Origin of the sequence: Jeotgalibaca porci, from assembly GCF_011299095.1 — a bacterium.
Taxonomy (GTDB): domain Bacteria; phylum Bacillota; class Bacilli; order Lactobacillales; family Aerococcaceae; genus Jeotgalibaca; species Jeotgalibaca porci.
This window is the reverse complement of record NZ_CP049889.1, coordinates 1,367,240-1,388,076: the sequence shown is the minus strand read 5'-3', so window position 1 is coordinate 1,388,076 and position 20,837 is coordinate 1,367,240. Positions and strand designations below refer to the sequence as shown.

17 protein-coding genes are annotated in these 20,837 nt (G+C 42.3%); 1 reads left to right on the top strand and 16 read right to left on the bottom strand.

Annotated features, from left to right (window positions below; translation table 11 throughout):
- Positions 1-3 precede the first annotated feature (3 nt).
- From G7058_RS07180 to G7058_RS07140, 9 genes are all read right to left on the bottom strand, one after another.
- Complete coding sequence (locus tag G7058_RS07180; protein ID WP_166062884.1) at positions 4-1,182, bottom strand: acetyl-CoA C-acetyltransferase; 1,179 nt, start codon at positions 1,180-1,182, stop codon at positions 4-6.
- A gap of 39 nt (positions 1,183-1,221) precedes the next feature.
- Complete coding sequence (locus tag G7058_RS07175) at positions 1,222-2,556, bottom strand: acetyl-CoA hydrolase/transferase family protein (RefSeq protein ID WP_166062883.1); 1,335 nt, start codon at positions 2,554-2,556, stop codon at positions 1,222-1,224.
- 16 nt (positions 2,557-2,572) lie between these two features.
- A complete protein-coding gene (locus G7058_RS07170; protein WP_166062882.1) occupies positions 2,573-3,571 on the bottom strand; it encodes an acrylyl-CoA reductase family protein in 999 nt (332 codons plus the stop codon).
- A 28-nt stretch (positions 3,572-3,599) separates the two neighbouring features.
- Positions 3,600-4,376, bottom strand: a complete 777-nt coding sequence (locus G7058_RS07165; protein WP_166062881.1) for an enoyl-CoA hydratase-related protein — start codon at positions 4,374-4,376, stop codon at positions 3,600-3,602.
- A 12-nt stretch (positions 4,377-4,388) separates the two neighbouring features.
- Positions 4,389-5,243: a 3-hydroxybutyryl-CoA dehydrogenase gene (locus G7058_RS07160; RefSeq protein WP_166062880.1), complete on the bottom strand. Its 855-nt coding sequence runs from the start codon at positions 5,241-5,243 to the stop codon at positions 4,389-4,391.
- A gap of 37 nt (positions 5,244-5,280) precedes the next feature.
- A complete protein-coding gene (fadE, locus tag G7058_RS07155) occupies positions 5,281-6,486 on the bottom strand; it encodes an acyl-CoA dehydrogenase FadE (protein WP_166062879.1) in 1,206 nt (401 codons plus the stop codon).
- 561 nt (positions 6,487-7,047) lie between these two features.
- Positions 7,048-8,160 (bottom strand): lactate oxidase, encoded by a 1,113-nt coding sequence (locus G7058_RS07150; RefSeq protein ID WP_166062878.1) that lies wholly within the window; start codon positions 8,158-8,160, stop codon positions 7,048-7,050.
- A 40-nt stretch (positions 8,161-8,200) separates the two neighbouring features.
- Positions 8,201-8,911 carry an LrgB family protein gene (locus G7058_RS07145; RefSeq protein ID WP_166062877.1) on the bottom strand — a complete coding sequence of 237 codons (711 nt, stop codon included), beginning with the start codon at positions 8,909-8,911 and terminating at the stop codon, positions 8,201-8,203.
- Positions 8,901-9,296 (bottom strand): CidA/LrgA family protein, encoded by a 396-nt coding sequence (locus G7058_RS07140; protein ID WP_166062876.1) that lies wholly within the window; start codon positions 9,294-9,296, stop codon positions 8,901-8,903. Before G7058_RS07140 ends, G7058_RS07145 begins: the two co-directional genes overlap by 11 nt.
- Positions 9,297-9,681: 385 nt before the next feature.
- Here G7058_RS07140 and G7058_RS07135 point away from each other — a divergent pair, with 385 nt between their 5' ends.
- Entirely contained in the window at positions 9,682-10,575 is an 894-nt protein-coding gene (locus G7058_RS07135; RefSeq protein WP_166062875.1) for a LysR family transcriptional regulator, read from the top strand.
- Positions 10,576-10,648: 73 nt separating this feature from the next.
- Here G7058_RS07135 and G7058_RS07130 read toward each other — a convergent pair whose 3' ends face one another.
- The 7 genes from G7058_RS07130 to walK form a co-directional block, all read right to left on the bottom strand.
- The gene (locus G7058_RS07130) at positions 10,649-11,890 is read right to left on the bottom strand and encodes a S1C family serine protease (RefSeq protein WP_166062874.1); all 1,242 of its coding nucleotides are present in this window, start codon (positions 11,888-11,890) and stop codon (positions 10,649-10,651) included.
- Between the two features lie 154 nt (positions 11,891-12,044).
- On the bottom strand, positions 12,045-12,860 hold the full coding sequence (locus tag G7058_RS07125) for an MBL fold metallo-hydrolase (RefSeq protein WP_166062873.1): 816 nt from the start codon (positions 12,858-12,860) through the stop codon (positions 12,045-12,047).
- Between the two features lie 68 nt (positions 12,861-12,928).
- Entirely contained in the window at positions 12,929-14,737 is a 1,809-nt protein-coding gene (locus G7058_RS07120; RefSeq protein WP_166062872.1) for a DUF2207 domain-containing protein, read from the bottom strand.
- A gap of 650 nt (positions 14,738-15,387) precedes the next feature.
- A complete protein-coding gene (locus tag G7058_RS07115; RefSeq protein ID WP_166062871.1) occupies positions 15,388-16,611 on the bottom strand; it encodes an MFS transporter in 1,224 nt (407 codons plus the stop codon).
- 135 nt (positions 16,612-16,746) lie between these two features.
- Positions 16,747-17,682: a two-component system regulatory protein YycI gene (locus G7058_RS07110; protein ID WP_166062870.1), complete on the bottom strand. Its 936-nt coding sequence runs from the start codon at positions 17,680-17,682 to the stop codon at positions 16,747-16,749.
- Positions 17,672-18,988 carry a YycH family regulatory protein gene (locus tag G7058_RS07105; protein WP_166062869.1) on the bottom strand — a complete coding sequence of 439 codons (1,317 nt, stop codon included), beginning with the start codon at positions 18,986-18,988 and terminating at the stop codon, positions 17,672-17,674. The genes G7058_RS07110 and G7058_RS07105 overlap by 11 nt, the downstream gene beginning before the upstream one ends.
- Entirely contained in the window at positions 18,988-20,835 is a 1,848-nt protein-coding gene (gene walK / locus G7058_RS07100; protein ID WP_166062868.1) for a cell wall metabolism sensor histidine kinase WalK, read from the bottom strand. Before walK ends, G7058_RS07105 begins: the two co-directional genes overlap by 1 nt.
- Between the last annotated feature and the right edge of the window lie 2 nt (positions 20,836-20,837).

The following is a 20,837-nucleotide window of genomic DNA, read 5'->3' as shown; positions in this document are numbered from 1 at the left end:
AGATTAACGTTTAACGATTACAGAAACCCCTTGTCCACCACCAACACATAGTGTAGCTAGACCTGTTTTGCTGTCACGTTTTTGCATTTCATTTACAAGAGATACTAAAATTCTTGCGCCACTTGCTCCAACTGGGTGACCTAATGCAATTGCGCCACCGTTAACGTTAGTGATTGAACGGTCGAAACCTAATTCTTCAATTACGCTCAACGCTTGTGCAGCAAATGCTTCGTTTGATTCGATCAAGTCTAGGTCAGCAACAGTCATGTTCGCTTTAGCCAATGCTTTCTTAGTAGCTGGGATTGGACCTGTACCCATGATACGTGGGTCAACGCCGCCGATTCCGTAAGAAGCAACTGTAGCTAGAACTTCTAATCCTAATTCTTCCGCTTTTTCACGTGTCATCAAGATCAATGCTGCTGCACCGTCGTTGATTCCAGATGCGTTACCTGCTGTAACAGTACCGTCTTTTTTGAATACTGGACGTAGTTTAGCCAATGTTTCTTTTGTTGTTCCAAAACGTGGACCTTCGTCTGTATCAACGATAATATCTTCGCCACGTCTTTGTGGAACAGCTACAGGAACGATTTCGTCTTTGAAACGACCTGATTTAACTGCTGCTTCAGCACGGTTTTGGCTGTCTGCAGCCAAGTCATCTTGTTGCTCACGCGTGAAGTTGTATTTTTCAACAATGTTTTCTGCTGTTACTCCCATATGGTAGTCATGGAATGCATCGTGTAAACCGTCGTTAAGCATTGTATCGATGATTGTGTCATCGCCCATACGTCCGCCGAAACGGTAGTTAGGTAGAACGTAAGCTGCACGAGACATGCTTTCTGTACCACCAACAACAACAACGTCGCTGTCGCCTAGTAATACGGATTGAATACCACTTACTACAGCACGTAGACCTGAACCACATAGAATGTTTACGCTTGTTGCGTGTGCTTCTTCAGGGATTCCAGCGTAGATTGCTACTTGACGTGCTACGTTTCCTTTAAGACCTGCACTATAAACGTTACCGAAAACAACTTCTTTAACTTCTTTAGGGTCTAGGTTAATAGATTCCATAGCACCTTTAATAACTGCTGTTCCTAAGTCTACTGCAGATACATCTTTAAATACGCCACCAAAGCTTCCGATAGCTGTACGTTTTGCTGCTACAATTACTACTTCTGTCATTTTAAATTACTTCCTTTTCTGTTTAAGATTAGTGAGTTATTAACGTTTGTTTGAGCGTCTCCAAATATTCATTTGTTCTGCTTGTTTGATAAGGTCATCACGGAAGTCCGGGTGAGCAAGTGAGATAATGCCTTCAGCACGTTCCCAAGTGGATTTACCTTTTAGGTTCACGATACCGTATTCTGTAACGATATTTGATACAAGTGAGCGTGGGATTGTAACGATTGATCCTTGGCTCAAGAAGTTCTTGATACGTGAGTGACGTTGTCCTGCACGGTCTACGTAAGAAGAAGTCATCGCGATATAGGATTGACCGCCTTTAGATTCATATGAACCGATTGTAAAGTCTCCTTGTCCACCTGTACCTGAGATTTGACGCGTACCAACTGACTCTGAACTTACTTGACCATATAGGTCGATTTCCATACAGTTGTTAATTCCAACCATGTTATCTTGTTGTCTGATAATCATTGGGTCGTTTACATAATCAACGCTGTATGCTGCTGCTGCAGGGTTGTTGTGTAGGAATTCGTATGTTTTGTTTGTTCCCATTGCAAAGGTATAAACGATTTTGCCTTTATCCAATTGCTTTTGGCTTCCGTTCAGGTTACCAGCTTCATACATATCAACAAAAGCATCTACAAACATTTCTGTATGTACGCCTAAGTCTTTCAAGTCTGATTTGGCAATTAATGATCCGACTGCGTTTGGCATACCACCAATACCTAGTTGAATACAAGAACCGTTTCTGATTTCTGGGATAATGAGTGAAGCGATTTGTTCGTCTTCTTTAGAAGGCAATGCATTTGGGATTTCAGGAACAGCCCAGTTTGCTTCTACAATGTAGTCAATTTCAGAAATATGAACCGTTTCGTTGTTACCACCCATAACACGCGGTAAGTTCGGGTTCACTTCTAAGATAACGATTTTAGCTTTTTCAACAATCGCACGGCTTGTTGCAACAGATGTACTAAAGTTAAAGTAACCAAAGTCATCCATTGGCGTTACTGCCAAGATTGCCACGTCTACGTCCAGGAAGTTTTTGTAATAGCCTGGTTTTTCGTGATAGAAAATAGGAATAAAGAATGCTGAGCCTTGGTCTTGCAATTTACGGTCATACCCACTGTAATGGAAGTTGTTGTAAGTAAATACTTCTTGATGTGGATCTGCTTGAACGACTGCAAGCGGTGTTGTACGTGTTGTTGCACGAATCTTAACATCTTGAAGTTCATCTTTACGTTTTGCTAATGCTTCATCTACTACTTGTGTTTGACAAACAAATTGTCCGTAATCTACCCAATCGCCAGATTTTACAGCTTTAGCTGCTACATCTGCAGATACAAGTTTCTGTCTATACTCATTTACAAATTGCATACTATTCACCTTTCACTCATGTGCCGTTTATTTTTATTATTGTTCTGCCAAGATGTTGTCCATCTTTCAACTTAGCAGCTGTTTCTGGTATATCTTGAAGAGCTATTTCTGTGTGGTGTAGAACAGCGACAATATTCCATTCGTTTGCCAATTTGTTCCACAGTTGTTCACGTTCAGCCATATCAGTGCTGACCGAGTTAATTCCCAAAAGGTTAACGCCGCGTAAGATAAACGGCAATACGGTTGTATTCAACTTCACGCCACCAGCGTTTCCACTGATTGCAACGCTTCCGTACTCGTCTACTTTTGATAAAACATCTGCGGTCAAGTCGCCGCCTACCGTGTCGACTACATATTTGTATTCGCGACGGTTAAGAGGACGTCCGTTTGATTCATTCTCAGTGATATTCCAAATTTTAGTAGCTCCAAATTCTTTAGCACTTTCAACTTGGTAATCTTTACGAATAGTAGCTGTGATGTTCTCATATCCTAACTTACGTAGAATTTGAGTCGCAACGCTTCCTACTCCACCTGTAGCACCTGTTACTAATATTTCTGGTTGGTCTTCCACTTTCATGCCGTTCTTCTCAAGAGCTGCGATAGACAGAGCTGCGGTAAATCCAGCTGTTCCATACATCATTGCTTCTTTAGCAGATAGGTTCTCCGGTAATTTAACAACCCACTCACTTGGTACACGGGCAACTTCACTGAATCCGCCCGTGTGCTCTGTTCCAAGCTTGTAGCCTGTTATCAATACAGGATCTCCTGGTGATAATGAAGGATCTTCTGAAGAGATAATCGTTCCAGCCAAGTCAATCCCTGGAATCATAGGATAGTTACGGATAACGCCACCCTTTGTTTGCAGACCTAACATATCTTTGTAGTTGATTGAAGAATATTCAACAGCAATTGTTGTATTTCCTTCACCTAGAAATGATTCTGTTACTTCTTCAACTTGGTGTGTAACTTGATTCTCTTCGTTCGTTCTCACTACATAACTTTTAAATGGTTTCACTAATCATTACCTCCTTGGTAAATCTGTGTTAATTAAAGTTAGCGGGACGTTTCTCTAAAAAGGCAGCCATTCCTTCTTCTTGGTGTGGACTTGCGAACAAAGAACCAAAGTTTTTTGCTTCAAGCGCCAACGCGTCTTCTAATGTTAAGTCACTTCCGATTTCCATCGTTTTCTTAGCCATTTGAACACCTGCAGAAGATTTGCTGATAATTTTAGATGCTAGCTTCTCAACTTCAGTCATTAGCTCGCTTTGAACAACCACTTTGTTGGCAATTCCTAAACGGTATGCTTCTTCTGCATCAATTGTATCTGTTGCAAGAACAAGCTGTTTCGCTCTTCCCCAGCCAATTAAGCGGCCCAGGCGTTGTGTTCCACCGTAGCCAGGCATAATTCCCAGTCCGACTTCCGGCAAGCCTAATTTTGCATTTGTAGAAACAAAGCGCATGTCACAAGCCAACGCAAGTTCCATTCCGCCTCCCAAAGCAAAACCATTTACTGCAGCGATAACCGGTTGTGGTAAAGCACCCAATTTAGAGAAAATTGCATTTCCAAATTCTGATTGCTTCGCAGCTGCTTCACGGTCTAAATCTTTCAATTCAGTAATGTCAGCGCCTGCTGCAAAAGCTTTTTCGCCTGACCCAGTGACGATTACAGCTTTCACTGTGTCGTCATTTTGGATCATCTCGATTGCTTCGTTAAGTTCTGTCAACAATTGTTGGTTCAGAGCATTTAGAGCTTTCGGGCGATTGAGCGTAATGTATGCCAATGAATTTTTAACTTCATAGATAATTGATTCAAATGTCATGATGATGCTCCTTTATTTCGTGTAGTCGTAGAAACCTTTACCAGTTTTACGTCCTAGTTGTCCAGCTTGTACGTATTTAACCAATAATGGTGCTGGGCGGTATTTTGTATCTTTGAATTCGTTATAAAGAGTGTTCATGACTGCCAATACAACATCCAAGCCGATGTAGTCAGCCAGTGTAATTGGTCCCATTGGGTGGTTTGCTCCCAATTTCATTGCTTCGTCGATTTCTTCAGCAGTAGAGATGCCTTCGCTTAGTACGAAGATTGCTTCGTTAATCATTGGTACAAGAATACGGTTTACAACAAAACCTGCTGAGTCTTTAACAACTACTACTGTTTTGTTCAAGTCTTCGCCGACTTTACGCATTGCTGTTAGTGTTTCGTCTGAAGTCAATAGACCCATGTTTACTTCAATCAGTTTCATAACTGGAACGGGATTGAAGAAGTGTAGTCCTACAACTTTTTCTGGGCGGCTTGTAGCTGCTCCAATAGAAGTAATAGAAATCGAAGATGTATTAGATGCCAAGATTGTATCTTCAGATGTAATTGCATCCAATTGTTTGAAGATTTCGAATTTAATTGTTGGATTTTCAGTTGCTGCTTCAACAACCAATTGACATTCTTTAGCATCTTCATAGCTTGTAGAAGCTGTAATGCGTCCTACGATTTCAGCTTTGTCTGCTTCAGAAATTTTTTCTTTCTTAACAAGACGGTCAAGGTTTTTGTCGATATTTGCCAAACCTTTTTGAACAAACTCTTCTTTAATATCATTTAGGTATACGCTGTAACCAGCTTGCGCAAATACTTGCGCAATCCCGTTACCCATTTGGCCTGCGCCAATTACCATTACGTTTTTAATTTCCATTTCATTCACTACTTTCTTTTATAAATGCCAGTCAGAATTAGAATGCGCCTACGCCAGTGATTGCACGTCCAACGATCAATGCGTTGATTTCGTGTGTTCCTTCGTAAGTGTAAACTGCTTCTGCGTCTAGGAAGAAACGCATAACGTCTGCTTCTAGTGTAATTCCGTTACCACCACAGATTTCGCGTCCTAGAGCTACGTTTTCACGCATGTTTAGTGAGTTGTGCATTTTAGCTAGTGCTGAGTTAGTCATCAATGCATCGCCTTCTTCTTGTAGGTGAGACAATTGAACGGAGTAACCTAAGTTAGCAACAAAGTTTGATTGCATACGAACCAATTTCTCTTGTACTAATTGGAAGCTTGCTAATTTTTTACCGAATTGCTCGCGCTCTGTAACATATTTGTGAGCAGCGATGAATGAACCAGCTGATACACCCATAGCCAAGTGAGCGATGTCTGCACGTGTGAATGTTAGGATGTCGTTTACAGATTTGAATCCTTCAATGTTTGGTAGACGGTCTGCTTCAGAAACTTCTACGTTATCTAAAGTGATGTGTCCGTTATGAATCATACGTAGAGAACCTTTATGCGGGATAACTTCTGCTTTGTATCCTGGAGCGCCTTTACGAACGATGAAACATTTGATTTTGTTGTCTTCTGTATCACGAGCGAAGATTGGAATAATGTCAGCTGTGTCAGATCCACCGATCCAACGTTTTTCGCCGTTCAAGATCCATTTGTCGCCAACGCGTTTTGCTGAAGTAGCCAAGCCACCTGCAATGTCAGAACCGTGATCTGGTTCAGTTAAACCGAAACATCCTTGGTATTCGAATGAGCGTAGTTTTGGAACGAATTCATTGATTTGCTCTTCAGAACCACCTACTAGGATTGTGTTCAAGCATAGTCCGCCGTGTACTGTAAAGAATGTAGCGATTGAAGCATCAAAACGTGCCAATTCTAGGTATAGGAATGCGTTAAACAATTCGCTTGTTTTAAGTTTGTTTTCGCGTCCTTCGAAAATACGATCATCGTTCATGAAGTTAACGTCAGCTACTACTTTGTAGAATTCGTCAAATGGGAATGTTCCTCTTTCATAGAAGTCAGTTAGAACTGGGCGTAGGTGTTTTTCCAATGAAACACGTAGTTCGCTAAGTACAGCAACTTCGCCTTCAGTCAATTTGTGTGAGTAGCCCAATAGATCCTCTGGATAAAGTTCTTTTAATGTTTGAATTTTTGCGTTCATTTTCATTAATCCCCTTTTTTGTTTTGGAAATCGCTTCCAATGTTGTCTATGTCTCAATTTTAAGGTCCCTCACGTCACTTCACAACTTACTTAAAATTAAAGCATCTATAAGTCTTGGTTATAGTATTATTAAATAGGGCTTTCATAAGGTTTACATAAGATAATGTTTAATAATCTTCATTGATTTCTAATTAAAAATATGCTTGCAAAGTTAGATGTAGTAGTGCACATTATAGAAATTCGTCTTAGTCATGAAAACAAAAGTGATGATTGATTGAGATATGCGGCGTTTCGTCATAAGGACCTGTTATGGGTATGGGGGTGCTAACTCAGATGGTGTTTTTGGAGTGAGTGAGCACTTTCTTCGCTAAATCGCTAACTCAAATCGGTTTTCTCGTTTGAGTGAGCACTTTCCGGTCTAAATGGCTCACTCAGATTCATTTTCGCGTTTGAGTAGGCCTTTCTGCTCCAAATGGATCACTCACGCGTTTGAGTGAGCCATTTTACCCACCAAAAAAAGACAGCCTCTCGCTTTCGAGGCTGTCTTCGTTCTAACTGCTCTTATTTGATATCAACTAGGCGTGATTTTTTCACATCTTCGATTGTTTGTGTTCCTGCTAATTGCATGACACGTTTCAAGTCGCGTTCGAAGTACTCGAGAACGGATTGGACACCTTTCCAACCACCAAGAGCTAGTCCGTAAAGAACTGGGCGACCTAATGCGACAATGTCTGCTCCACTAGCAAGTGCTTTAAAGATATGCTCGCCGCGACGGACACCGCTGTCAAATACGATTGGAACACGGCCCGCAACTGCTTTGGAAATTTCCTCCAACATTTCGAATGAGCCAGGAGCGCCATCCAACTGACGACCACCGTGGTTAGAAACCCAGATTCCTGCTGCGCCCGCTCCGATTGCCAGCAATGCATCTTCTGCTGACTGTACACCTTTAACGAATACAGGAAGACCTGAATACTCGGAAATGAATTTCACATCTGCCGGAGCAATCTTTTGTTTGGATTGCGCGTAGATATTATTCAATGACATATTCTTACCTGTTCCCGTCAAGTAACGCGATACGATTGGCATGCCAAACGGATATACGAACTTGTTACGCTCATCTTTATGACGATTCCCGCTCAACGTTGCATCAGCTGTCAAAATGATTGCTGTCGCGCCATCTGCTTTGGCTTCATCCAAGATATTTTTATTTAATTCATCATCTTTACTCATGTAAATTTGGAACCAACGCGGGCTGCCGTTCAACCCTTTATCAATTTCATCAAATGATGCGCCTGAGTAAGCACTGATTGACATAATTGTTCCGAATTCAGAAATACCTTTTGCTGTTCCGGCTTCTTTCGTTTCGTGAGCCAGACCGTGTGCTGCGATTGGGGCCATAATAAATGGTACCTTTATGTCGTGACCAAAAATGGATGTGGATAAATCTGGATTCTCAACGTCAGCTAGAACGCGTGGTACGATTCCTTTTTTGTTCCATGCTTCAATATTTTGACGTAATGTAAATTCGTCTCCAGAAGCGCCTGAAATATAATCAAAGCCGCCTTTTGGTACGATTTTACTCGCTGCTTCCTCTAAGTCGTATGTATTTACAACCGTGATCTCTTTAATTTCAGTTGGTGCTGCATAATGATTCGTATCTACTGTTGTCATTGATTTACACTTCCCTTTTTTTAGTTTTGTTTAAGTTTTATTACCCAAAGAATAGTTGCGTTAATGGCTGCGTTAATGGTGCCAAGATAACGACGACGATACCTGTTACGACGATGGACAGTCCGGACATTGCCCCTTGGACGTCTCCCATTTCAATTGCTTTTGTTGTACCCATCGCGTGGGATGAACTCCCCAGAGCAACACCTTGTGCAACAGGGTCATCAATCTTAAAGAGTTTAAAGACTGTAGGGCCGATTACTGCACCGATAACCCCGGTGAAAACAACCACCGCTACCGTTAGTGAAACAATACCGCCAAGCGATTCAGATACACCGACCGCGATGGCAGTCGTAATAGATTTTGGAACGAGTGTTGCTGCCATTTGCGTATCAAATTGGAAAATGAAGCCAAAGATGTAAATCATAATCGTATGCAAGATAACCCCCGAGAAGATTCCCGTTAAGATTGCTGAGTAGTATTGTTTTAAGTAAACAAAATTCTTTTCCAATTTAATGGCTAAGGCTACGGTCGCAGGTGTTACAAACAAGCCGATGAATTGTCCACCTGCATTGTATGTTTCCAACGGTGTACCTGTTACCAATAAAATGAGAATGACCATAATAATCGCAAACACGAGTGGTGTGAATAATGGATTTTTCGGCCACTTTGCTTTTAATCGCGCTGCTAGCAGATAAAGACCAACTGTCAGAGTGATCCACATTAATGGGCTCGTAATTAACTTATCCAGCATGTGTGCCACCTCCTTGATTCTTCGGTAAACCTTTTTCAACTTTACGTTTAACAAACTGAACGATTCTTCCAACGAATGCCATCATCAGAATCGTTGTGACGACCATAATGATAAGCAATTGCCACCAAGTGTCCGCGAGTATACCAAAGTTGGCCATCAGACCGACACCGGCTGGTACGAAAAAGATTCCCATATTATCTGTTAACCACGTTCCTATTTCATCTACTTGTTCTAAACGTAGAATCTTTGTGTGTAGCGCGATAAACAGAAGAACCATACCAATAACACTACCTGGTATCGCTATAAAAGAAGCAATGATTGCGGATACAATTTCACCAATGAATGAGAAAAGGAAGATCCAAAATAGCTGTTTGTATATTTTCAAAATTGTTACTCCTTCCAACTTCTTAATTACAAGTTGCTGTTGTAGTTACACTATAGCACTTGATTCGAAATAGAGATAAATACTCTTTTCTTATGTACTTATAAATATTATTTATATAAGGTCGCCTAATTATACGTTTTGTTTATGGTAACGATTTCACAAACTTTGCAAATAAGTAACATAAGAGCCTATTAATAATCGTGATTACTTCATACTAGCGAATTCACAAACTTATGAAAATGCACCAAAAAAACCCTTATTAATCCTCCTTTTTTCCAACGCTTTAAGCAACATTCTTTTTTTAAATGTTGTAAAGATGGTAGTTTAGGCCAAAAGGTTATATACTTGTCATGATACCGGATTCAAACAATTAAGGAGGGCTTTGATGAACCTACAAGATATTATTTACTTTTACCATTTAGCTGAAAGCCTCAGCTTCACGGATACGGCCGCGCATTTTTTTGTTTCTCAGCCCTCCATTTCGATGTCTTTGAAGCGATTGGAAACGGAACTCAAAACAACGCTTATCGATCGGAAAAGATTCCATAAGCGAATGAGTTTGACCCGTTCCGGTGAAATCCTTCATAGACATGCAGGCGTTATCCTTGACTCGTTATCGCAAATTAAGGATGACATCCATGACTATAAAAATCAAATTGTTTACTTCGGCTTCCTACCGACAATCGGCGGGCACTTTATGTCGACTCTGCTCCCCCGTTTAGGGAAATTTACTTCTTCGGTTAAATTCGTCGAGGAAGAAAGCTCTGATATTATGTACGAATTGGTGCGTTCCGGCGAAGTTCCGATTGCTATTACAGGGAGTGACTTGCCGCATTTCAACGACGAGAATCTCATCCAGATACCAATTGCAACGCAAAAGCTATCTTTATGGGCTGCGCCCGATCATCCTTTAACGAGGCAGAAACAGATTACTTCTCAGGATTTAAAAGATACGGTTTTTATTTCTTTAGAAAAAGGCTATACTCATGAACGTATTTTCGACCGCTGGGCTCAAAGTAAATTCGATCAACCACCGCAAACTTTGTATACGAAAGAAATTCAAACTGCGCTTTCGATTGCTTCTTCCACTCACATGGTGGCCTTTATGATTGATATTCTCGTAAAGGAATCAAAAGATTTAGTGAAAATACCTCTTATAGATCCACCTGAGTTTTATATCAGTCTCATTCTTAATAAAGAAAGTCAGGACAATCCTTTTCAAAATGAATTCAATGAAATGATGATGGCACTCGCGAAAGAATTATCGGAAAACAAATAACCGACTCTGCCAAATTTACAGTACAAAAAAGCAACTGGGGACGGATTTCCTCAGTTGCTTTTTTTACATCATCCTACAGTTGTTCCTGCCCGTCAGTCAATTTGACCGAAATCGTCATCCGTTCACCATTACGGTAAAGATCGACTGGTACGGTAGCACCGACTTCTTGACGGTAAAGAATCTTACGGAGTTCAACCATATTGGTAATCTCATCGCCATCCATTCCGACAATCACATCATATTGCTCAATCCCTGCTTCACTTGCTGCAGAAAGGCCTTGAACATCTGATACAACGACACCTGTCGTAACGTCTTCCGGCAATTTCAAAATGTTTCGTTGTTGGGAAACAGAAACTTGTTGCAAGTCCATCATGCTGACACCGAGAACTGGACGAATAACTTCACCGTTCGCTTCTAATTCAGCGATAATTCGCACCACATCGTTACTCGGAATAGCAAAGCCCATTCCTTCGACATTTGATGACGCAATCTTCATAGAGTTAATCCCGATTACTTGGCCGCCAATATTTATCAAGGCACCGCCCGAATTTCCCGGGTTAATAGAGGCATCCGTTTGAATGGCTGTGACATCCCAATCCACAACCCCGTCCCCATTAATATCTGTTTCGACTGTTCTTTCCGTTGCAGAGACAATCCCTTGCGTAACTGAAGTCGCAAATTCTGTCCCAAGCGGTGACCCAATAGCAATGGCCGGTTCACCGACATTTAAGTTGTCTGAATTACCAAATTCCGCTATAACATCCACATGTTCTGACGAAATCGCAAGGACTGCCAAGTCGGTCCAGACATCGGCGCCGACAATCTCTGCTTCTATTTTCGTCCCATCCTTCATTAGCACTTCGACTGCATCGGCGCCGCTAATAACGTGATTATTGGTTACGACATACGCCGTCCCATCCTCTTTTTTGTAAATAACCCCACTTCCTGTTCCATTGGTAACGAGATCATCATCGTCACTGGATTCCGTTTGTGGAATAACAAACCCGAATGGATTCCCCGCGTTCTGTTTCAAATTAATAACGGACACGACGGCTTCTTGGACACTTTCCACTGCTTCTGTTGTAGCTGTCGTAATGTTTAGGCTGACATTGGTTGTTCCAGAATCGCTTGTCGCCTCTTCTGTCACAACAGGCTTATTCATGTCGACATCGTCCTTTGACATTTCTAAAGTACCGGAACCAAATAAAATACCCGTTCCCAACAAAGCAACCGTTGCGCCACCGATAATTCCTCCAACAATCCCATTTTTTATTCCAGACTGTTTCTTTAGTTGTTTATTATATCTCTCGCTCATGTGCGTGCTCCTCTCTCTTCTTTTCTCCTTTAGTATAAATGACAATTTTGAAAAAATTATGAATATTCTGGGTAAAATTACGTTTCCTCTACACTTACTAGTATACGAAAAAAACCGAAAAAAAGCTTATTACAAGCATTTTCCGGTTTCATTTTTAAACTGTGAAGAGTTCGGTCGGTGTGACAGGATCGGTATCTAGAACACGAAACGCGTCATTAACGCCATGTCCTTTTGAAAGTAAGATGCTTTCCGCAGTCTCGTGCGCCAAAGCTTTGATGTTATTGTCTTGGCTTAAGTGGCCCAAGAAAATACGTTTTGTTTGGTCACCAATCATTTCAGAAATTGCCAATGCGCCATCATCATTGGATAAATGCCCATGATCTCCCAAAATACGTTGTTTCAGAGACCACGGATAACGGCCCATTCGCAATAATTCTAAATCATGGTTACTTTCTATCAAATAAGCATCGGCATTCCGTAACAGCGCCCGCAAGCGGTCACTGACATAACCGGTATCCGTCAGCATAACAAATTGTTTATTTTCATAATGGAAAGAATAAAACTGCGGCGCTGCTGCGTCGTGTGAGACGCCGAAGCTCTGAATATCTATATCGCCAAGAGTTAATACTTCGCCCATTTCAAAAATATGTTTTTGTTCATTTTTTATGACACCTACTGATGTAGGTAGAGATTGCCAGGTTGCTTCGTTTGCATAAATATCAAAACCATAGCGACGCGCTAAGACACCCAGGCCATTGATGTGGTCGCGGTGTTCGTGGGTTACTAATACAGTATCCACGTCAGATAAATCACGACCCACTTCATTCATGAGAGCCTGAATCTTCTTACCGCTCAAGCCACAATCGACCAGAATCTTCCGTTTCGGTGTTTCGATATAGGTACAGTTACCCGAGCTGCCACTGGCCAGTATACTAACCTTGAAGCCGCTCGTATGATCTAATTCATTCACTCAGATTCCCTCCAATATTTCCTATCTATTCTAACGCATCTGAGTAAAAAAATCACTGTCTTTTACTTTTAAAAGGCCCCGCCGCCGGATCCACCACCTGAACCGCCCGACGAGCCGCCGCTGAAACCGCCGCCCGAGCCACTGGATGAATCGGATTGGGGAGTGGAGGATACAATCCCTCGGGAAATCGGCTCTCTCACGCCATAGAGATAAGCCGGGTTCCGGTAGTAGTACGGATAGAAATAAGAATCCTCATAGAGCGTATCGTTTGGATACTGAATCGCCATCTGATCTAAAACTTCATCAGCGATTCCCATCGCAGCCGCATAGACAACGTAAGTATCCCACATTTCCACGGAACCAACGTCTGCCATAGAAAATGTACCGACATCGGTCAGCATCCGCTTGAAAGCCCGCCAATCTTTCATCGCGCGGTCCCCTTCCGGTGTCAGTGCCGGATGCATCACATAATAAACAACGCCATAAATAGCCAGTAGAAGGCCAGTCAAACCGAGTAAGAACAATAACCACCGTAGTTGTGTTAGAAGGAGAATTAATAACGCGATGTTCGCTATAAGCGATAGAATCACCCATATGCTCGCAGCTTTCGCATGCGGTGCCTGATAGCGTTTCTCGTAGGTCTTCGCTTCTTTCAGAACCGCCTTTTCCCAAGCTAAGTGCTCTTTATAAAAGGCTTCTCCAAGTTTTGTATCTGCTTCAATTGCTTCTACTTCGCCCAGAGTAACGGACTCCCCGTCTCCTGCTGTATCCAAGAACCATTTCAACAAGTGCCATTCTTGGTCAGAAAGGTCTGTATCCGATTCTTTGGTTTTGCTGATGAGATAATCAAAGCCGTTTTCCAGTTCTATCTCATCCATTTTCAAATAACCCCGGCGGACCAAATCAAGAAGAGTTGCCGTAACCGTGTCGGGATTCGGACGTTGACCAAAAATTGCTTTATTCATAACTGCCGGTGCTAGAGGAGCGGGTAGTTGATACACGTATTCCGGTTCATCATATGGATCCGGGTTGCTTTTTTTATTTTTTCGTTGCATCCATACTAAAGTCAGCAGAGCGACCAAGGGCCCAAACAGCCCCAGAAGCGTACCACCAATCAAAATATTACGGCGGCTTTCGATTTCATCACGTTCCAATTTTTCTTCGGTCCCGATGATCTGTTCCAAACGGTCTTCCGCGACCTTATTCGGATTATTCCACGTCACATAAGTCGGGAACACCACGTTTGCCTCGACAAACGTATTTTCCGGATTCCTTCCGACTTCCAATAAGACTACTTGATTATCCTGCAACGTGACTTCGCCCGTTGCGTCGCCATGTCCCCATGCTTTTAACTCGCCGGGTTCAACCGGCATCGGCAATTCAATCCGCACATCCACATCAGAAAGAACATCATCCCATGCCGAACCAATAACGCGGCGATTAAACTGCGCTGTGTCGTTATAATTCGTCACCATCTCCGGAATCCGGTACGCATATACGACCGTCATTTCATCATCGGAAATAGGTTTATAAACTGTGAAACGTAAAAAATCTGCTTCATTTATCAGTTCATACGTACCAGGTTCTTGAGAAGTAGCCTGTCTGAACAATTCTCCCGCTTGCCCTTCACCTTCAACCGTTACCGAAATATCAGTAGGTGATGGATGTGAGGCATAGTCCAGATTAAACAAGACACCATTAAACTCGCCATCAAAATAATAAGTAATCCGTTCTGTAAAAAACGCACTGCCGTCCTCTTGTATTTCTACAAGGACATCGTAGTTATCGATGTCGTAGGAGCGTGCGGCAACTTTGGGAGAGGAAATACTGAGTAAAAAGAAACTTACAAAACTAATAATAGCCACTATCTTTTTCATTGAACTGCCTCCTTTATTAAATTATAGTGGAAAGAACTATTCAGCGCGAATAAATTCGTAAAAAAGAGAGCGGATACGCACTAGAAAAGGATTCATCGCTGCTTTGGACAAGAGTGGCGACAGTACTAAAGATATGGAGTTATGCAGACTCTGATGGAACACTTGCGTAGTACACAATCCATTACTGAGTTTAACCAAACACTCGCCGACGAAGCCATTACTTATATTTACCATGCGTCTGTACATAAGGATGCGGCCCCATAAAGGCAACAGGAACAGAGAAAAATTTAACTAAAACAGCTCACTCAAACCGGTTTTACGATTTGAGTGAGCCATTTCCAACAAAAGAGCCTACTCAAACCCAAATTTCATGCTGAGTGAGCTCTTTCCTGCAAAAGAGCCTACTCAACAGTTTCGAGTGAGCCTTTTGCGGTAAATAGTGCAAGAGTTGGACTTTTTTAACTGACCTTTGCACTTTTTTGGAGTTTTTAGTGCGAAGGTCTTCACTTTTTTACTGACCTTTGCACGTCTATACTAATGAATGCGTCTACACGAATGAATGACGTTCCCCCAGAAATTTATAAAACCCTGCACTAAAAAATCCGACACGCGGCCTGATTCTTGGCCGCATTGTCGGATTTTTTTGTTATTTATTTATCTTTCTGAGCACTGCGATATGCTCCCACCCACGAGACACCAATGAAGGCGGATGCGATTGCAAGAGCGATCCAGGAATAGTTATAAGAGCCTGTTAAATCTGCGACGCCTGCTGCAAATAACGAACCGGCTGTCATACCTAGTAGAAGCGCACTTTGCAGATAACCATATGCTTTTGAGAAATCTTCCGGGGCATAAATCGCTGCAGTAATCAGTGGTGGCGCCACTGTTCCAACGGCGTTACCAAGTCCAAACAAAACAGCCATCACAATCGCTAGAGAATAATTTTCCGCAAGCGTCATGACTAAATACGTCACCGTTAGCAACACTGCTGCATAAATCGTACTGAAGACAGTCCCGAAACGGTCCGTGATGTTCCCTAAAGTAATCTTCCCAACGATACCTACAGCAGAGTAGAGCGAAATAAGTGTGGCTGCACGAATCGGTCCATGTAAATCTGCCAACACGGGAGGGAACTGTCCCAAGCCGCCGTTATTGGCCAGACCAACCATAACGCCCCCGATTAATAAGAGAATAAAGTATGGTTTCGTCACCACGACGCCACTAGCTGGCGGTGTTGTAGCTGCAACCTCTTTTTCTCCTTCTTTAAGAGACACAGGCTCTTCCGCCCCATATGCAGTCATTCCCATATCTTCCGGTCTCGCCCGGAATACAAACCAACCAATTGGAATACCGACAAGCAAAATAATCAGTCCATAAATGAGGTACGTATAGCGCCAGCCTACATTCGTAATTAGAAAAGTAACGGCCTGACTAAATATAACCCCGCCAACTCCCAAACCTGTAAAACTCAAACTTAAAGCCAGTCCTCGTTTCTTAACGAACCAGTTGTTCACCAGCATACTGACCGGGATGATTGTTGTAGACACGTTCCCTACACCCACCAACAGCGCCAACGCATAGAACACATACATATTCGGAGCAAAACCGAAGCCGATGTAGGCAAGCCCGTAAATCATTACCCCTACAATATAAACCAAACGAAAATTTCCAAACGCTAATTTTTTAGATATAAAAGGTGATAAGAATATACCCATTCCCAACACTAATGAGTTACTGATAGCAAATTGACTATTCGTAATTCCAAATTCATGTGTAACTGGGTTTTGAAATAAATTCGCAACTGCAACAGATGCAGGGCCCATAACTGCCAAGGAAATTGCTGAAAATAGTACAAGCCACCAACCATAGAACACTTTATTATTTTTCTCCTCTCAGTTAAGTCCTCACTATCACGGCATATTGAAAACGATTGTGTCAACATTCTTTTATCTCTTTCATTTTCAACTAAAAAGAAGCCGGCCACAAGGGCCGCGCTTCTTAGTTTCAAGCTATTCACTGATTAGTTTCCGTTCCGATAAGCCGGCTTCTGCTTCGGAGGATAATTGAAGATCCGTTACGACGTCATCTTGGTCAGAGAAACTTTCTGATTCCATCGTATCTGCATTATCTTCCTGTACAACTGGCGCAGATATAATACTGCCTGTCAAAGCATCTACCCGCTTCACTTGAATCCCCACATTCTCGCGCGCGATTTCAACATACCACATCGGACTGTAGATATTCATATCCTTCAAACTCAAGGTTTGATAGTAAGAGAGCGTCAGTAACCTAATCGTAGAGTCATCCGGTATTTGATTGTTCAGGTACAAGGACTCAATCGCCGTCTGCTCAGAAATAACCGTTCGTAAACGCCCTTGCGCTTCGGAATCTCCCACGTAAGTTTGTTCGTAGGAAATAACTTCATTGTCCGCATTCAAATGGAAAACGAGTGTTGCCGTTCCATCCGCAATCGGAACTCCGTCGTCAGAATGCTGAACGTAATAAATACGCTGATTGAGTTCTTGGTAGGAAATAAAATCGTACTTCGCACCCTCTAAAACATTCCCGCTATCCTTAAATTCTTGCAGTGGTTTTAGACGGTTCGTCAACGTTAGGTCCTTCGTTTCAAAATCCAATTCAATGGGTTCAGAGAGAATACTGAACAACAGGTTATTATCCATACGTGTTGTTTGATTCTTTAATGATGAGGCATTTTCACGAAGAAACATATTTTTATCTGTTTTGATAACCGCGATTTCTTCATTTTCGCGACTTAATTCTGGACTCTGGATATTATCGTTGCGCAACCCTTCTTCCAGGTTGACGGTCGTACTCGAGTCACCAAAGTTAAATGCGTCATCCTTTTCCAGGAAAACCGTCAAAAGATACAGATTCAAAATAGAGAACGTAATGATTAAAATGATTTGTACTCTTTTATAATCCATCCGCATCACCTCTTTGTCTTGCATCAATTGCGTCGTCGACTGTACTCCACGTTCCATCCAACTTCACGAACCAACGCGGGACCAGACTTGCGACGCGTGTACTCTCGTCATTGCTAATCCATTCATATCCCAATCCCATGTCTTCAATCGCACTGTAGGGAATCCCTGCCCCGTTCAGCTGCACGATTAATTCTTGAGCGTCCGGCAGTACAATTTGTTGTTCCCGGTCTTCCAATGGTGTCTGAATAATTTCCGTTGGATAATACAAGTCAACCAAGCCACTGTTCTTCATTTCCATGCGAATCAAACCACGATCTAAAGCGCCTGAAATGGGCATCCCGTTTAAGTAACGGCGGTACGTAACTTGCCCGTTCTCTTTATCGTAGCCTTCGAAGTGAGAGGCTTGTGTCCAAGTATCGATAAACTTCAGTGTATGGAAGCTATCGCGTATTTGTTGAAACGCAGTTAGATCATCTTGTTCAACACTGTTACGGTAGTAATAAAGAATTCCCGTTTCCTTGTGAATTCGCAATTCCGAGATATTATCACTATAAATCGTAAAAACATCATTACTATCGTCCCGTAATTCTGTTGTATCCTCGAACAGCTGCCCAATAAAAAAGCTGTTTGGTTGTTTTTCAACCAAATAATCTACGCGATTCAGAGTAACATCTGATTGCGGTAAAAACTTTATTGTGTCTTTAAATGAATACGCATTGGCATTCACATAGTAGTCTTTATTGGCTGAATAGAGACGCATCAATGGCTCTATTGACCCTTCGAAACGCTCTGCCGTATAGACATTCCGACTCTCATCATCCAAGAGATAGATCGGTTCTTCCACGGCGGTCGAAATCAAAATACGGTTGATACTATTCTTTCCCATCCCCTCCGGAACACTGTTAAAGTAACGGGAAATCATTTCGATTGGAACAGCCGCCGGAAAGCGCAGTTCGATACGGTTTCTTTTCAAAATAAATTCATCATATGTTTCTTTAGCATAAGTCGAATCAAAAACAATTTCGCCCATTGGGTTATCCTTAAAAAATGAATCCGCATGTTTGATGATGCGCTCATCGGAGGCCACGAACGTATTCGACTGGGTGTGGAAAGTGAGACGATGCGGCGAAAAGATCTCTTCCATACTTTTAACATTTGATATACTCGTCGAAGTTTGGGTCGGTGCGATGGTTTGAATATTCTTCGCCCCTGAAGGAACACTCATGATGCGCCACGTTAAAACTAAACTAGTCGCTACCAGAGCATAGAGTATGAAACTAATCCATTTTGAGTCTACCTGTTTCATTACCATTCCTCCTCTTCAAATGATTCGTAAGGTAAGGAGATGAAGAAGGTTGACCCTTTATTTTCCACACTGGTTGCCCAAATACGGCCGCCATGAAGCATCAAAACTTCTCGGGAAATCGCCAAGCCCAGCCCCGTTCCACCCATTGAACGTGCACGCGCTTTATCAACGCGGTAGAAACGCTCGAAGATATGCTGGAGGTCCTTACGCGGAATACCCATTCCTTCATCCGTTATACTCAAGACCACACTGTTGTGCGTTTCCATCAGGCGACACGTAATCGTTCCACCATCCGGAGAGTATTTCAAAGCATTATTCATAATATTATCAATCACTTGTGTAACTTTATCCTGGTCAATATCTACCCACAATGTTCGCTGCGTTAGATCGCGTTGAATCTTGTAGTTTTTATTGCGATACGCTTCTGATTGGAGAACCATATCGAAGCGGTCCAAGATATGTGAGAACAAATCGTTCATGCTGACATACTCACGTTCCAGCTGCAACTTACCTTGGTCCATCCGCGATAAGTTTAGAAGGTCCGTAATCATGCGAATCATCCGTTCCGTCTCTGTGGAAATAACTTGCAGGAATTGCGGCGCGATATCGGGATCTTTCCACGCACCATCTTGTAAAGATTCGGTGTAGCTCTTCACGCTCGTTAAAGGTGTCCGCAACTCATGTGACACGTTTGATACGAAGTTTCGGCGCTCTTGTTCGACTTTCTCCTGCTCGGTGATATCCGTCAATACACACACCACCCCGCTGATAAAGCCGGTGTCACGTTGAATAACAGAGAACTCTCCTTGCAAAATACTGTCGGCCTTCCCTTCGCCTTCGTCAATATGCAGAATTAAGTCTTCATTTGTTTCCAACAACTGGCGGAAAGTGAATTCCTTACTTAAATCCAAGACCTTCATAATTGATTTTCCAACCGCTTCTTCGCGGTTCAATCCCAATAAATCAACAGCACGGTTATTCACAATAACAATTTTTCCGCGGCGGTCCGTCGCAATAACCCCGTCTGACATGTGTTTCAAGACGCTATCCAGACGCTGGCGTTCCGATTCGGTGGTCTCTTGTGCTTCTTTTACTTTTGTAGAGAGGTCATTAATCGTATCAGCCAGTTGTCCCAATTCGTCATTCCCGTAAATACGGATTCTGCCTGAATAGTCTCCCTGGGCAATTGCAAGTGTCTTGGTCCGCATTTCCGCAATCGGCTTCGAAATCCCCTGCGAAATGATAATCGCTAAGATAATCGTAATCACAATCGCAAATAAAGACGCGTTCAAGAATATTTTTACGATTTCGCTGATTTGGGAGTAGACCGTTTCAATATTCGATTCCATTATAACAACACCGATTACTTCGCCTGGACTCGTCGTGGCAAACATCGGTGAGACGACTTTTAAGACACGGTCCATTCTGTCTTCATCCACATATTGATACTTCCGGTCGCTTTCTAAAAGAAGCGCTTGTTGGACATCCCGGTCCGTCGATTTTGTACCGACGACAGATTGTCGGGTTTGATCATTCGTCCCCAAGATATACCCTTCAGCATCCACTACTTGGATTTCTAAGAAATCACCGCCGATATAATCCTCTAAAATATTTTGAACAGTTGCGGGGGTTTCGCTTTGATCTTCGTCTTCAATAACCGGAACAAGTGAATTTTCCAAGAAACGGACATTCAAACTCATTTGGTTGTCGAAGTTATCAATCAAGTCTGTTTCCAGTTGGCGAATAAAATAAGCCCCAATAATTTGTAAAGATACCAATAGCAGAAAAATAAACAGCATTGGTATCTTAAAGTGTATGGATTGAATTCCATTTATTTTTTTTTGCATCG